Origin of the sequence: Streptomyces yerevanensis, assembly GCF_000716805.1 — a bacterium.
Classification (GTDB): Bacteria; Actinomycetota; Actinomycetes; order Streptomycetales; family Streptomycetaceae; genus Streptomyces; species Streptomyces flaveus.
The window spans coordinates 61,340-74,686 of record NZ_JNWJ01000041.1 but is presented as its reverse complement, the minus strand read 5'-3'; the positions used below and the strand labels follow the sequence as shown (position 1 = coordinate 74,686).

The window sequence follows — 13,347 nt, the reverse complement described above, 5'->3', positions numbered from 1 at the left end:
GGGCCTTCAGTAGCTGGTGGGCGCCGTCGAGCAGGCGGATGCAGTCGCTCTCGCCCAGCGAGCGGCGCTCGCCCTTGCGGCCGGTATGCCGGCGCAGCCTGTCCCTCCCCTCGTAGCGTGGAGTCCGTGATTACAGGGGAAGTTGAGGTTCATGGGAACCGAGAAGCGGACGTTTGACGCCGAGTTCCGTGAGGGTGCTGTACGCATCGTGATCGAGACCGGGAAGCCGGTGCCGGAGGTCGCCGAGGAGCTCGGCATCAACGCGGGCACGCTGCACAGCTGGGTGTCGCGCTGGCGCCGCAACGGGACGGCGTCGTCGGACCGGCCGGCGCCGGAGGCCGCGGGAGGGCGAATGCGGGAGAGCGAGCGAGGCGAACTGGAGCGGCTGCGGCGGGAGATGAGCGAGAAGAACAAGCGGATACGGGAGCTGGAGATGGAGCGCGATGTCCTCAAGCGATGCATGGTCCTCTGGGTGAAGTGACCGGGACCGACCCGGCCGCCCTGGCCGCGTTCATCGGTAACCAGAGGACCGAACACCACGTTCCGCACCGCCTGGCCTGCCGGGTTGTGGGAGTGTCGGAGTCCTGGTTCTACAAGTGGCGCGACAAGCCCACCACTGCCCGCGAGGTCCGGCGCGGGAAGCCGGCCGACGCCGTCGAGGGAATCTTTGCGGACTCGGGCGGCACCTACGGCTCGCCGAAGGTCTGGCTCCTGTTGGTCCGCGACGGCCGGCGGGCCTCGGTGAACACCGTCGCCCGTCTCATGGCCGAACTCGGTCTGGCCGGACGGAAGATGAGACGTCGGCGCGGGCTGACCCGCCCCGGCAGACGGGCCGCCGCCCCGGACTTCGTGCGCCGGGACTTCAGCGCGGACGCCCCGGACCAGGTGTGGTGCGGCGACATGACCGAGATCGTCACCGGCGAGGGCAAGCTCTACCTCGCCACCGTCATCGACCTGTTCTCCCGCCGCCTGCTCGGCTACGCGATGGGAGAGCGGCATGATGCCGAACTCGTCGTCGCGTCCCTGAACATGGCCGCGGCCACCCGCGGCGGCGACGTGAAAGGCGTGATCTTTCATAGCGACCGCGGCAGCGAGCTTGGACTCAATCGGTCGTCGCAACACCGGCTTTCTGGACCGATAGTAGGTGCTCGTTGAGGGCCTCGGCGGGTGTCTTCCATCCGAGGGTTTTTCGGGGCCTGTTGTTGAGCGTGAGAGTGACGGCTTCCAGCTCGTCGACACTCCATCGCGACAGGTCGGTTCCCTTCGGAAAGTACTGGCGCAACAGGCCGTTGGTGTTCTCGTTCGTGCCGCGTTGCCAGGGGCTGTGCGGGTCGGCGAAGTAGACCCGCAGTCCGGTGTCGAGGCGGAGCTGGGCATGCTGGGCGTGACCCAGTCCATGGGCCGGGTCGGATCGTGTTTCGACAACGCCGTCAGCGAGGCGTTCAACAGCGTCCTCAAGGTCGAGTACATCCACCGCCACACCTTCGCCACCCGCACCGAGGCCCGCCTGAAGATCGCAACCTGGATCACCGGCTTCTGCAACACGCACCGACTACACAGCGTGTGCGGATACCGGAGCCCGATCGACTACGAACACGACCACCGAGCCAACTCCACCCCGGGGCTGGCCGCATAGAAGATCTCCACAGTTCGAGGGGATTAACATCCAGACGTTCAAGCCCGAATCGCACGGTGTGAAGAGGACGAGGCCCTGGGCGAGGTTCCGTAGAGCTCGTAACACGATCACGATCCGGGCTTCTTGAGGCGTGTCCACGCACACGCGGGTCGTCGGCGGTGCGCGCCCCGAAGGCGCGATGTCCTTCGGGGCGCGCGGCAGGGGTTCGGGTTCAGGCGTTGTAGCCGCCGTGGGCGTCCAGCACCGCGCCCGTGACGTAGGACGCGGCGGGGCTCGCCAGGAAGGCGATCGCTGCGGCGATTTCGTCGGGGTGGCCCATGCGTTGCAGGGACAGCGAGCTGAGCAGGGCCTTGAGAGTCTCGGGGTCGGGCGCGTCCATGCCGCCCTCCATCAGTCCGGCCTCCACGACGTTGGCCGTGATGTTCCGCGGTCCGAGGTCGCGTGCGACGCCCATGGTGTACCTCTCCACTCCTGACTTGCTCGCCGAGTAGTCGGCGATTCCCGGGACACCGACGCGGGAGCCGAGTCCGGAACTCACCGTGATGATGCGGCCGCCCGTGCGCAGCACTCGGGAGGCGGCCCGGATGACGGCGATCACGCCGAGGTAGTTGGTGGCGTGCATCCGGTCCAGTGCGGCGGTGTCGGCGTCCGGGTCGTCCACCGTGCCGGCCGCGGAGATCGCCGCGTTGTTGACGAGGATGTCCAGGCCGCCGAAGTGCGCGACCACGTCGTCGATCAGCGCCGGCGCCCGGCTCGTGTCCGCCTGGTCGGACTGGAAGGCGACGGCCTTGGCTCCCTTGCCGTGCACCTCGTCGACGACGGCCTGCGCCTGCTTCTCGGAGCTGACGTAGGTGAAGGCGACGTCGGCGCCCTGCTCGGCCAGCAGCCGTACGGTCGCGGCTCCCAGTCCGCGCGACCCCCCGGTGACCAGGGCGACCTTGCCCGTGAGTGGCTTGCTCATTCTTCTCACCTCGTTGATTGACCCTTCCCGGCTGTCGCAACATTAATTGTTACGACAGCCTGTTGCAACCTTCACTGTTACGACTACGCGTAACATGAAGCGTTGTGGCCGAGAGGAGGAGTCCATGAGCGCCAACAGCAGGCTGACCATCGCCGCCCACGCGCTGGCCTGGATCGGCCTCTACCAGCGCCAGGGCCATGAGGTCGCCACCTCCGAGCAGATCGCGACCAGCGCGAACACCAACCCCGTGGTGATCAGACGGCTGCTCGGCGAGCTGCGCAGGGCCGGGCTCGTGGAGTCCCGGCGGGGCGTGGGCGCGGGCTGGTCACTGGCACGCGAGCTGGAGTCGATGACCCTGCTCGACGTGTACGAGGCAGTGGAACCCGGCCCGCTGTTCGCAATGCACCGCACCACCCCGGACCAGGGATGCGTGGTGGGTCACGGCATCCAGCCGGCAATGCAGAGCATCTACGAGGGCATCGAGGAGACCCTAAGACACGAGCTGGCCCGCGTCACGCTCGCGAACGTACTCCGGGACGTACTCGCGGCACCTCGCTAGGGCCTGTCCGGCGGATCAGGTCGCAGGAAAGTGACGGCGCCTTATAAGGCCAGGTGAGCGGGGGCCGGTGCGTCCAGATGCAAGGCGGAGGAGGGCGTCGACGCGGAGCGTCGACAACCGACGACAACGCCGCAGGTGGGCGCACCGGCCCCCGCGTCTGCGGCATGATCCGCCGGACAGGCCCTAGCCTCCCCGTTACGCCCTGACATCACCAAGATCCCCATCCATGCCCAGGCCGGCGAACAGCCTGGCAACCAGTCACGCCGAAGACCGTTGCGGTATCAGACCGTGTCCTACGAGCTCGTAACTTGATCTTGTTGCAGTGCCCTGGTCCGGCGTGACCGATGTGACGCTTCCGCCGTTCGGGAGGATGCGAGCACCCGGCCATGGATCGTGGACGACGACTTGTGGGCGCTGATCGAGCCGCTGCTGCCGCCCTGGCCGAAGAAGTCGCCGGGCCCACGGCCGGTGGCGGACCGGCTGTGTCTGCAGGGCATCCTGTACGTCCTGCACAACGACATAGCCTGGCAACTCCTGCCGCTGGAGCTGGGATTCGGTTCCGGGCAGACCTGTTGGCGGCGCCTGGAGCGGTGGCAGCAGGCCGGGGTCTTCGACCAACTGCACCGCATCCTGCTCGCGAAGGGCCGGGGCGGAAATCCAGATCCCGTAGAAGGGCAGGTTCTCCTTGATCCACTTGTCGTCGTCCGGGTAGCGGCGCTCGCGGACCCCGAAGCCGATGCCGACCCTGGGCGTTCCCCGCTCGCCCATCCAGCGTCGCTGGCTCAGCAGCACGATCCGCTCGGCGCGCAGCTTGTCGCTTCCCTGGACCTCGTCCTTGCGGAGGGTCACGACGAGATCCTCGACAACGGCGCCGAGTCCCTCGTCGAGCGCGCGGGCCGTGCGCTCAGGCAATTCCCGGATCAGAGTCCAAGCTGCCGACTTCGCCGCGTCGTACGCGTGATCGTCACCATGCCGCAGCCAGAAGCCAGCCGCGGCCCGGGTCGAGGGGTGCATGCTCGTGAGCCTCCCGAGGGATTCCAGGTAGTCGGCCGCAGTGCGACGGCCCACGGCTTCGGCAGCACCGCTCGGCTCCCGAGCCGCCTCCAGCGCGTCGTGCAAGCCGGATGCCAGGTCCGCGAGGCGCATCGGCCGGAAGGAAGGGTGCTCCGCGTCCGATCCGTCGAGGGTGAGAAAGACGAAGTGGGGCGCGTCGTGGAGCGCCCCGAAGTGACCCACCAGGTCTTTGGTCTGGTCGGTGGTCTCCTTGGCCCGGACCTTCATCTCGATAACGACGGGAGTGCCGTCCGCCCAGACGACGATGTCGGCACGCCGGTCCGCATGTTCGCTGCTGCCCTGCAGGACGAGTTCCCGCTGCGCGTAGACGCGCTCGGGACGCAGAGAGGCGGCGAGATCATCACGCCCCGAACGGTGCAGGAGCGCGGTAAGCATCCGGAGACCGAGCCCGTGGGATCCCTGAGGGTCGAGCAGCCACTCCACCATGCGGCTGTGCGCAATCTCGCGCCCGTCGAGCCCGAGAATCTCCATGGCCGTACCGGCGGCCGGACTCCAGAGTCCAGCAGCCTTCAGCCGACCAAGCGGGCAGGGAACGAAGCCGACCGCTCTCGTTCCGGAACCGGCCCCCAACTCCCTTGTCATGTGCGAGGATCCCGCTGCCGCGGTACGGGAATCTCGCGCACGGATGCGTGAAGATCAACAAGGGAAACAGGAACGATGGACCAACTGGGCCCTGACGATCCCGCCCGCATCGGGCCCTACTGTCTGCTGTCGAGGCTCGGCGCGGGCGGCATGGGACGTGTGTATCTCGCGCGCGAGGCAGACGGCGGGGACGACGCGGCCACCGTGGCGGTGAAACTCGTCCGCACGGACATCGCCGACGTGGACAACAAGGAGGCGTTCCGGCGACGGTTTGCGCGCGAGGTGGCCGCCGCCCGGCGCGTGAGCGGCGAGTGGACCGCACGCGTCCTGGATGCGGACACCGAGGCCGACGTGCCGTGGGTGGCCACCGAGTACGTGCCCGGCCCCACGCTCCGAGCCGTCGTACGCGGCGACTTCGGCCCGCTCCCCTCTGCCTCCGCGCACGTCCTCGCCAACCGGCTGGCCCTCGCCCTGGACGCCATCCATACCGCCGACCTCGTGCATCGGGATCTGAAGCCGTCCAACATCCTGCTCACTGTCGACGGTCCCCGTGTCATCGACTTCGGCATCGCCCGCACCGTCGACTCGTCCCTGGACAGCACCATCACGCGCACCGGGGCCCTGGTGGGCACGCCGGAGTTCATGTCCCCTGAGCAGGTCAGAGGCGAGCGCGTCACCGCTGCCTCCGACGTTTTCTCCCTGGGGAGCGTGCTCGTGTACGCCGCAACTGGGCGCTCCCCCTTTCTCCAGGGCGAGAGCAGCGGAGTCCACACTCTGATGTTCCGCATCGCCTATGAGGAACCGGAGTTGACCGGCGTACCCGAGGCGATTGCCGAACTCGTACGGCACTGCCTGTCCAAGGACCCGGACGAGCGGCCGACGATCGAGGAGATTCTGGACCACACTCACCTGGCCCCGTCCGGCGCGTGGCTCCCGGCGGATCTCCTGGTCCGCCTCGACCGAGTGGCAGCCCGCCCCCTGCCGGAAGCTCCCCTCCAGGGGGTTCCAGAACCGTCTGAGATTCCCTTCGAGCTCGAGTTCCCCGACTTTCCGGAGGACCTCTTCCTCGAAGACCGCGAGCCGGCTTCCCGCCGCGATCCCCTGGACGCACCCGAGGCGGGGATCACCCCTCCGTCGATCCGGCGGACACCGCCCACACGGTCGGCACTGGCCAAGCGACGCCTCACTGCCGCGCTCGTGGCGGTGGCCAGCGTACTGAGTGTGGCAACAGGCGCATGGGTCACAGCGTCCGCGGTGAGGGGCCTGTCCGGGGCTGGCGCGGAAGCATTGTCCGGCGTCCCGGAGGCCCATCCGCAAATGAGTGGAGACGCAATCCTCGACCGAGGAGGCGCCTGGTGGGCCAGCGCTGCGCTGAGCGGCTCCAATGGTGACAAGCCGTTCATGCTGCACCTCACCCTACGAGGACGCGGCGGTACCGAGTACGTCGCCGCTACAGAGGACGTCGTCTGCACGGGCTCGTTCGGCGAGATCCACCCCACGGAAGTCAATCTTGAGCTCGCCAGTCCCACCAGGCGCGTGATCCTGCCCGAAGGACTGTCGGAGGATCGCTGCCCCCAGTTAGAGCCCTTGTACTTGAAGGGACTGGAGCACACCGCACCAGTCATGGACGGCACGAGCTGGCGCTATGACACCCACGAGGAAGCCGAGATGGTCCTGTACCCGGCTACCCCCGCCGGATCTCCCATCCCGGCAGAATTCGTCGGCACGCGCCAAACGAAGGGCTGGACCGTGACCGTGCGTGCAGGAACCATCGGCTCGGCCATCGTCACTGGTACTGGCGATTTCTCAGGGCGCCACTGCGAGTGGTCGGCCGTGGCCCTGGGCCCATCACCGTTCACGCAGCCTGAGTACAAGCACCTGGGGACGACCATCGCCTACTTCGACTCCACCCAATCAGACCCGGGCTGCAAAGCCCCTCAGGGCCAACCCGCCTTCGCTCCCGCTGAAACACCCCCGGCTGTCTGAACAACCGCAAGCGCTCAGACACAACCCCGTACGGCCCCACGTGGCAACTGAGGAAGCGAACCAGCCCGCGAAGGTGGAGCGGTGCTCACCAGAACGGGATCCGTGTCTCTACCAGTGCCCTCAATTCGCCGCAGGTCACCGCCAGTTACCGTGTCGCCCTCGCGGGGATTCGACGGGGACACGCCCCGTCACCCACACGCCCGGCTTCCTTCCCGATCAGCCAATTCCCGCCCTACCAGCCCCAAAACCGATCTTGACTTTCCCCTAAAGCGGGTGTCGCAGGTTCGAATCCTGCCGGGGCGCAGGGTCTGACCAGTCCATACGAATCGAACACCCCCTCTGGAATGATCTCTGGAGGGGGTGTTTTCGTGGCCACGGGGACAGAACGGGCTGAAACCACGAGGGCCGCGGTAACCATCGGGACGCGGTGCCGGCGCCCCTGAGGCCCGCGCCGAAGCGACGAGTCCCAGGAGCACCGCGGCCTCCTACGGGGCGTCGATCAGATCGTGCGGCGGCACGGTCACCGAGCGGGCGCCCGGCTCACCGCTCAGAACGACCTTGCGCAACGCGACGTTGTTGCCGGTGTTCGTCTCCTGGAGGCGCTTCTCCGGGTTGGCGATGACCTGGATGTAGTACGTGCCGTTCGGCAGGTCGGTGACGTCGAAGGACTGGCCGGGACGGTACTGGGTGTACGTGTCGCCGGAGCCGACGTCGAGGACCTCGCGGACGGAGATCGAGTTCTCCCCACCACAGGCGGTCGACAGGTCGGTGTTCTCCGGGTGCCAGTTGGCGTTCTTCACCGTGTAGTCGACCGCGTCGGTGTTGGCCAGGCAGAACGCCTCCTTGCCGCTGCGGACCTCCTTGGTCTGGTCCTCGCTCAGCAGCCGGTAGCTCGCGAAGTCCGTGAAGTGCCAGTGCTCGTGGCCGTCCCGCGGGTCCCACTCCATGGTGCCGGTGGGCGCGTACCCGACCTGCTTGCCGTCGGCGTCGTAGAAGTACTGGTACGCGTCCATCAGGTCCTTGCCGGGGCTGCGGAACCCGTCCACGACGAGCGGGCCGCGATCGACATCGGCGAGTTCGGGCGGCAGGTTCGGTGGCGTGCCGCCGTCTCCACGGATGAAGTGCGGGCGCTGCGCAGCCCGAATTCGGCTTGTGCTGCTTGCTCGGTGCAGTCGGCCTGGGCTCGTACAGATTCCTCGCGCTCGGCGAGGTCGTCCGCGGTTTCGGCCCTCCAGCGCTCGCGCTTCTCCCCTTGCCGGGCGGGCGGCAAGGGCGGCGTGCTGGTCGTCGGCGTGGGCGCGGAATCGGCGGTGCCGAGGTCGCAGCCGTGCGGCTACGGCTTCGTCTGCGGGTGTCGCTGTGCGTGCGGGCAGGTGGGTGTGGGATTGAGGGGCCGAGGCATGCGTCGAGCGCGGTCCGTCCCGCTCGTGCGTCAGGAAACCTGATAAACAACTACGCCTGCCAAGCAGGCCCCGTCAAGGCCGTCGCGGCAACTTCCCTCCCTCTGAGGCACCGGGCGAGTGACACCCGAAGAGCGCACCCGATACGTCTCGGCAACACCCTTGTCATCCGGAGTCGGCGCGTGCATCATCGTGGCCATCATCAGGGTTCCTGATATCGGGCTCGTTGCCCGGCCCTACCGGGACGCGAAGGAACCCGCCACCGCTTTCTGCTGCCGGCTACGGCTTCCCCCAGCGACTTCAGCCGCCCGTTCCGGCTTCCTCAGCAGCTTCACCACCCTCAGTTCCGCTCCCTCGACGTGCCCGGAGGCATTCAATGAGCGCACCCATGAGCACACCCGCGAACGGCAATTTGTCCCGAAGATCCATTATCCGGGGGACGGCCGGTGCCGCCGGGCTGTTCACCGCGGGCGGTCTGCTGACCGCCTGCGGCGGCATCAAGGAGTCCTCGGCGCAGACCGACAAGGTGCTCCGGATCGGCTACGTCTCGCCCAGCACGGGCCCGGCCGCGGGCTTCGGCGAGCCGAACGCGTTCCTGATGAAGAAGCTGCGCGCGACCTTCAAGGACGGGCTGAAGATCGGCGGCAAGAAGTACGCGGTCGAGATCATCGACCGCGACAGTCAGTCGAATCCGCAGACGGCCGCGCAGGTCGCCGCCGATCTGATCAACAGCGAGAAGATCGACCTGATGCTCGTCACCTCGACCCCGGAGACGGTCAACCCCGTCGCCGACGCGTGCGAGGCGGCCAAGGTCCCGTGTCTGTCGACCGCCGTGCCGTGGGAGGCCTGGTACTTCGGCCGCGGTGCCACCCCCGAGAAGCCGTTCACGTACACGTACCACTTCTTCATAGGCGTCGCGGAGGTCCATGCCGCGTACACCTCCCTGTGGACGAAGGGCGGAGTGGAGACCAACCGGCGGGTCGGCGTCATGTGGCCCAATGACCCCGACGGCAAGGCGATCCGGCAGGGGCTCGGGCCGGAGCTGAAGAAGAGCGGGTTCAGGATCGTCGACCCGGGGGCTTACGAGGACGGGACGAACGACTACTCGGCACAGATAGCGGCGTTCAAGAAGGCGGACGCGGAGATCTTCAACACCTTCCCGCTGCCGCCCGACTTCGCCACTTTCTGGAAGCAGGCCCGGCAGCAGGGCTATCGGCCGCGCATCGCGTCCATCGCCAAGACCGGTCTCCTCCCCTCCCAGATCGAGGCGCTCGGCTCCCTCGGACACGGCCTCAGCGCCGGCTTCTGGTGGTCGCCCGAGTTCCCGTTCACGTCCACCCTCACCGACCAGACCGCCCGGCAACTGGCCGACGACTACGAGAAGTCGACGGGCAAGCAGTGGAACCAGGTCATCGGGTCCAACATGGCGCTCTTCGAGGTCGCGGTCCACGCGTTGAAGGCGACCTCCGACCCCAAGGACCGTACGGAACTGGCGGCCGCCCTCGGCAAGGCCAGTCTCACCACCGTCGCCGGGCCGCTGGACTTCACGTCGGGGCCGGTGAAGAACGTGTCCACGGAGCCGCTGGTCATGGCGCAGTGGCGCAAGGCCACGGGGGGCAGCAAGTTCGCCGTCGAGCCGGTCATCGTCGACAACGGCAACTTCAACGTCATCCCGCTCGGAGGCGAACTTGAGCCCCTCCGCTGAGCCGGTGACCGCGGAGACAGGGGAGGCCGCACCGGCGGCCGCCCCGGCCCCGCCGGTGCTCTCGGCGAACGGCATTCACCGCCGCTTCGGCAGCCTGGTCGTCCTCGAAGGCATCGACATCACCCTCGCCCCCGGCGAGGCCCTGGGCATCGTCGGCCCGAACGGCGCCGGAAAGACGACCCTGCTCGACATCCTCTCCGGGGCCCAGTCCCCCTCCGAGGGCAGTGTCACCTTCCAGGGTCAGGACGTGACCCGCTGGAAGGTCGACCGCCGTTGTCGCAGCGGCATCGGGCGTTCCCATCAGGTGCCGCGCCCCTTCACCGGCATGACGGCCTACGAGAACGTGCTGGTCGCGTCGGTGCAGGGCGGTTCGCACCGGCGTCGGGCCGCGCAACAGCACGCGCTCGGCGTACTCGAGCGTTGCGGCATGCTCGGCCAGGCCAACCGGCCCGCGGCCGCGCTCACCCTGCTGGAACGCAAGCGGCTCGAGATGGCGCGGGCACTGGCGACCGATCCGCAGGTGCTGCTCCTTGACGAGATCGCCGGTGGTCTCACCGACGCCGAGACGGACGAACTGATCGCCACCATCGAGCAGTTGCGCGCCGACGGCATCGCCATCGTCTGGATCGAGCACGTCATCCACGCGCTTCTGCGGGTGATCGACCGGCTGGTCTGTCTCGCGCAGGGCCGGGTCCTGGCCGAGGGCGAACCGGACGCCGTCATGTCCGATCCCCGGGTCGTCGAGGCCTACCTCGGGAGCGCGGCATGAGTCTGCTGTCGGTCGAGAATCTCGAAGTACGGCACGGTCTGCTGCGCGCCGTCCGCGAAGTCTCCTTCGCCGTGGACGAGGGCGAGGTCGTGGCGGTGGTCGGGGCCAACGGTGCCGGAAAGTCCACCCTGATGCGTGCCGTCGCCGGAGCACACCAGCCGGCCGAGGGCCGTATCGGCCTGGACGGTGTGGATGTGACGGCCCGCCGCGCCCACGACCGTGTCGCGGCCGGGATCGCGTTGGTCCCGGAGGGGCGGCGGCTCTTCGCCGACCTCACCGTGGAGGAGAACCTGCTGGTCGCGTCCCGGGTACGGCGCCCCGGACCGTGGGACCTGGCAGCCGTCGTGGCCGCCTTCCCGCTGCTCGACGGGCTGCTGAAGCGGCGCGCAGGCAACCTGTCGGGCGGCGAGCAGCAGGCCGTGGCCATCGGCAGGGCGCTGATGACCAATCCCCGGCTGCTGCTGCTCGACGAGGTCTCGCTGGGCCTCGCGCCCATCGTGATCGACACCCTCTACGACTCGCTCGGCACGATCCTCTCCGGCGGTACGACGGTGCTGCTGGTGGAGCAGGACCTCGGCCGCGCCCTGGGGGTGGCCCGGCGCGTGCTGTGCATGCTCGAAGGCCGCATCGTCCTGGACGAACCCGCAGGCGCGGTCACCCGCGAACAGGTCGTCGAGGCGTACTTCGGACTCAGCCGGGCGGCGGCACCGGACCGCGCCACGGCCGCAACCGTGCAGGAGGAGCCGGCATGAACTGGATCAACGCCATCGTGCAGGGCGTCATGCTCGGCGGTGTCTACGCGCTCTTCGCCTGCGGCCTCTCCCTGATGTTCGGCGTCATGCGGACCGTCAACCTGAGCCACGGCGACCTCGCGGTCCTCGGCGCGTTCCTCGTCGCGGTGCTGGCCGCCGCCGTCGGCATCAGCCCGTTCTTCGCGGTACTGCTGGTTCTGCCCGTGATGGGCCTGGTCGGAGTGGCGTTGCAGCGTGGCATCCTCAGCAGGGCGCTGCGCACCGGCGAGATGTCGTCGATGCTGGCCACCTTCGGTCTCGCCATCGTGCTGCAGAACGTACTGCTGGAGACCTTCAGCGCCGACTCCCGCTCCCTGGACATCGGTTCGCTGTCCACGGCCGGCCTCCAGCTCGGGTCGTCGGTGAGCATCCCGTATCTCGGTGTGCTGACTGTGGCGGTGGCGGTCGCGCTGCTCGGCGGGCTGCAACTGCTGCTGGCCCGTACGGGCATCGGACGGGCGATCCGCGCCACGGCCGCCGACGCGGACACCGCCGAGCTGGTCGGGATCGACAGCCGCCGGGTGTACGCCTGGGCTGCCGCCATCGCCGTCGCCACCGCCGGCCTGGCGGGAGCGTTCTTCGCGATGCGGTCGTCGTTCAGCCCGTCCATGGGGCCGACCCAGCTGCTGTTCGCCTTCGAGGTCGTCGTGATCGGAGGGCTCGGTTCGCTGTGGGGGACGCTCGTCGGAGGCATGGTCCTCGGCGTCGCCCAGACGGTCGGCGCGCAGGTGGATCCGCGCTTCTCCATCGTGGCCGGACATGCGGTGTTCCTCGCGGTCCTGGCCTTCCGTCCGCAGGGACTGCTCGGCATGAGAAGGAGCCGCACATGACCACCGCATCACCGGTGACCACCGCATCACCGACGGCCCCCGCCACCGCCGTCGCCACCATCCACCGGTGGACCCCCGTCTCCCGTACGGCGTCCGGTGCCCTGTCCGCCCTGCTGCTCGCCCTGGCGTTCGCCCCCTTCGTCTTCACGCCGGAGGCGACCGCGAAGCTGACGACCCTGTTCGTCCTCGTCATCGTCGCGGCCATGTGGAACGCCCTGGCGGGCTACGCCGGTCTGGTCTCCGTCGGCCAGCAGGGCTTCATCGGCCTCGGCGCGTACGGAGTCTTCCTCTTCGTCGACCGAGGCGTCAGCCCCTTTCTCGCGGTCGTCCTGGCAGCCCTGCTCGCGGGTGCCGTCGCCGTACCCACCTCGCTGCTCGCGTTCCGGCTCACCGGTGGGCAGTTCGCCATCGGCATGTGGGCGATCGCGGAGTTCTTCCGGCTGGTCGTGGTGAACACGCCTTCGCTGGGCGGCGGTTCCGGCCGCTCGCTCACCGATCTGTCGGCCACCGATCCGGCGGTGCGGCAGGCCCAGGTGTACTGGCTCGCCCTGGCCTTGATGAGTGTTCTGCTGCTGGCCGTGTTCGTGCTGCTGCGCAGCAGACTGGGGACTTCGCTGGAGGCGATCCGCGACGACCCGGTGGGCGCGGCGTCCGTCGGGGTACGGGTCACCTCGGCGAAACGGCTGGTCTTCGTGCTGGCGGCGGTGGGCGGTGCCGCGGCCGGCGGAATCACCCTCGCGAGCACCCTGCGGGTGCAGCCGGACTCCATCTTCGGGGTCCACTGGTCCGCGTACATGATCTTCATGGTGGTCATCGGCGGCCTCGGCACCTTCGAGGGACCGATCATCGGAGCGATCGTGTTCTTCCTGGTGCAGGACTGGTTCGGGGACAACGGAGGCACCTGGTACCTGATCGGGCTCGGCGCCCTCGCCATCGGGATGACGCTGTGGATGCCCCATGGGCTGTGGGGTACCGTGGCTCGCCGACGTGACCTGGAACTACTACCTGTCGGCTATCGGGTGAAGACACCGACCGTCTGACCTCGACGACGGCC

General features: G+C 68.4%; 11 protein-coding genes and 5 pseudogenes. 11 read left to right on the top strand and 5 right to left on the bottom strand.

Annotated elements, in window-relative coordinates; all coding sequences use genetic code 11:
- A pseudogene (locus OP79_RS58635) lies at positions 1-100 on the bottom strand (transposase); the annotation flags it as partial.
- A 51-nt stretch (positions 101-151) separates the two neighbouring features.
- Between OP79_RS58635 and OP79_RS34010 the strand changes: the two are divergent.
- Positions 152-481 (top strand): transposase, encoded by a 330-nt coding sequence (locus tag OP79_RS34010; RefSeq protein ID WP_033325693.1) that lies wholly within the window; start codon positions 152-154, stop codon positions 479-481.
- Positions 478-1,155 (top strand): IS3 family transposase, encoded by a 678-nt coding sequence (locus tag OP79_RS34005; RefSeq protein WP_157857401.1) that lies wholly within the window; start codon positions 478-480, stop codon positions 1,153-1,155. Before OP79_RS34010 ends, OP79_RS34005 begins: the two co-directional genes overlap by 4 nt.
- Here OP79_RS34005 and OP79_RS52425 read toward each other — a convergent pair.
- Positions 1,103-1,378: pseudogene (locus OP79_RS52425) on the bottom strand (IS30 family transposase); the annotation flags it as partial. The gene OP79_RS34005 and the pseudogene OP79_RS52425 sit on opposite strands and share 53 nt — an antisense overlap.
- Positions 1,379-1,384: 6 nt before the next feature.
- Here OP79_RS52425 and OP79_RS34000 point away from each other — a divergent pair.
- Positions 1,385-1,636 carry an integrase core domain-containing protein gene (locus tag OP79_RS34000; RefSeq protein WP_245685543.1) on the top strand — a complete coding sequence of 84 codons (252 nt, stop codon included), beginning with the start codon at positions 1,385-1,387 and terminating at the stop codon, positions 1,634-1,636.
- A 211-nt stretch (positions 1,637-1,847) separates the two neighbouring features.
- Here the strand turns inward: OP79_RS34000 and OP79_RS33995 are convergent, their stop codons facing one another.
- Positions 1,848-2,597: an SDR family NAD(P)-dependent oxidoreductase gene (locus OP79_RS33995; RefSeq protein WP_033325692.1), complete on the bottom strand. Its 750-nt coding sequence runs from the start codon at positions 2,595-2,597 to the stop codon at positions 1,848-1,850.
- 124 nt (positions 2,598-2,721) lie between these two features.
- Between OP79_RS33995 and OP79_RS33990 the strand changes: the two genes are divergently transcribed.
- The gene (locus tag OP79_RS33990; protein WP_033325690.1) at positions 2,722-3,156 is read left to right on the top strand and encodes an Rrf2 family transcriptional regulator; all 435 of its coding nucleotides are present in this window, start codon (positions 2,722-2,724) and stop codon (positions 3,154-3,156) included.
- Positions 3,157-3,546: 390 nt separating this feature from the next.
- Positions 3,547-3,804, top strand: a pseudogene (locus OP79_RS57305) (transposase); the annotation flags it as partial.
- Positions 3,805-4,407: 603 nt separating this feature from the next.
- Here the strand turns inward: OP79_RS57305 and OP79_RS57300 are convergent.
- Positions 4,408-4,701 (bottom strand): annotated as a pseudogene (locus tag OP79_RS57300) (PD-(D/E)XK nuclease family protein); the annotation flags it as partial.
- Between the two features lie 186 nt (positions 4,702-4,887).
- Between OP79_RS57300 and OP79_RS50670 the strand changes: the two are divergent.
- A complete protein-coding gene (locus OP79_RS50670) occupies positions 4,888-6,798 on the top strand; it encodes a serine/threonine-protein kinase (protein WP_051745125.1) in 1,911 nt (636 codons plus the stop codon).
- 485 nt (positions 6,799-7,283) lie between these two features.
- On the opposite strand, the pseudogene OP79_RS33975 reads toward OP79_RS50670, so the two are convergent.
- Positions 7,284-7,853 (bottom strand): annotated as a pseudogene (locus OP79_RS33975) (lysyl oxidase family protein); the annotation flags it as partial.
- 733 nt (positions 7,854-8,586) lie between these two features.
- On the opposite strand from OP79_RS33975, the gene OP79_RS33970 reads away from it, so the two are divergent.
- Genes OP79_RS33970 through OP79_RS33950 form a run of 5 tightly spaced genes read left to right on the top strand, consistent with a single transcriptional unit; the run spans position 8,587 to position 13,333 of the window.
- Positions 8,587-9,903 (top strand): ABC transporter substrate-binding protein, encoded by a 1,317-nt coding sequence (locus OP79_RS33970; protein ID WP_033325688.1) that lies wholly within the window; start codon positions 8,587-8,589, stop codon positions 9,901-9,903.
- 4 nt (positions 9,904-9,907) lie between these two features.
- Positions 9,908-10,672: an ABC transporter ATP-binding protein gene (locus tag OP79_RS33965; RefSeq protein ID WP_211270913.1), complete on the top strand. Its 765-nt coding sequence runs from the start codon at positions 9,908-9,910 to the stop codon at positions 10,670-10,672.
- Entirely contained in the window at positions 10,669-11,424 is a 756-nt protein-coding gene (locus tag OP79_RS33960; protein ID WP_033325687.1) for an ABC transporter ATP-binding protein, read from the top strand. Before OP79_RS33965 ends, OP79_RS33960 begins: the two co-directional genes overlap by 4 nt.
- A complete protein-coding gene (locus OP79_RS33955) occupies positions 11,421-12,293 on the top strand; it encodes a branched-chain amino acid ABC transporter permease (RefSeq protein ID WP_033325686.1) in 873 nt (290 codons plus the stop codon). Before OP79_RS33960 ends, OP79_RS33955 begins: the two co-directional genes overlap by 4 nt.
- Positions 12,290-13,333 carry a branched-chain amino acid ABC transporter permease gene (locus OP79_RS33950; RefSeq protein ID WP_051745124.1) on the top strand — a complete coding sequence of 348 codons (1,044 nt, stop codon included), beginning with the start codon at positions 12,290-12,292 and terminating at the stop codon, positions 13,331-13,333. The genes OP79_RS33955 and OP79_RS33950 overlap by 4 nt, the downstream gene beginning before the upstream one ends.
- Positions 13,334-13,347 lie beyond the last annotated feature (14 nt).

Excerpts from the sequence above, each read along its gene's own strand:
- OP79_RS33995 (WP_033325692.1), bottom strand. The coding sequence starts at position 2,597 with ATGAGCAAGCCACTCACGGGCAAGGTCGCCCTGGTCACCGGGGGGTCG.
- OP79_RS34010 (WP_033325693.1), top strand. The coding sequence starts at position 152 with ATGGGAACCGAGAAGCGGACGTTTGACGCCGAGTTCCGTGAGGGTGCT.
- OP79_RS33950 (WP_051745124.1), top strand. The coding sequence starts at position 12,290 with ATGACCACCGCATCACCGGTGACCACCGCATCACCGACGGCCCCCGCC.
- OP79_RS33955 (WP_033325686.1), top strand. The coding sequence starts at position 11,421 with ATGAACTGGATCAACGCCATCGTGCAGGGCGTCATGCTCGGCGGTGTC.
- OP79_RS33990 (WP_033325690.1), top strand. The coding sequence starts at position 2,722 with ATGAGCGCCAACAGCAGGCTGACCATCGCCGCCCACGCGCTGGCCTGG.
- OP79_RS50670 (WP_051745125.1), top strand. The coding sequence starts at position 4,888 with ATGGACCAACTGGGCCCTGACGATCCCGCCCGCATCGGGCCCTACTGT.
- OP79_RS33960 (WP_033325687.1), top strand. The coding sequence starts at position 10,669 with ATGAGTCTGCTGTCGGTCGAGAATCTCGAAGTACGGCACGGTCTGCTG.
- OP79_RS33970 (WP_033325688.1), top strand. The coding sequence starts at position 8,587 with ATGAGCACACCCGCGAACGGCAATTTGTCCCGAAGATCCATTATCCGG.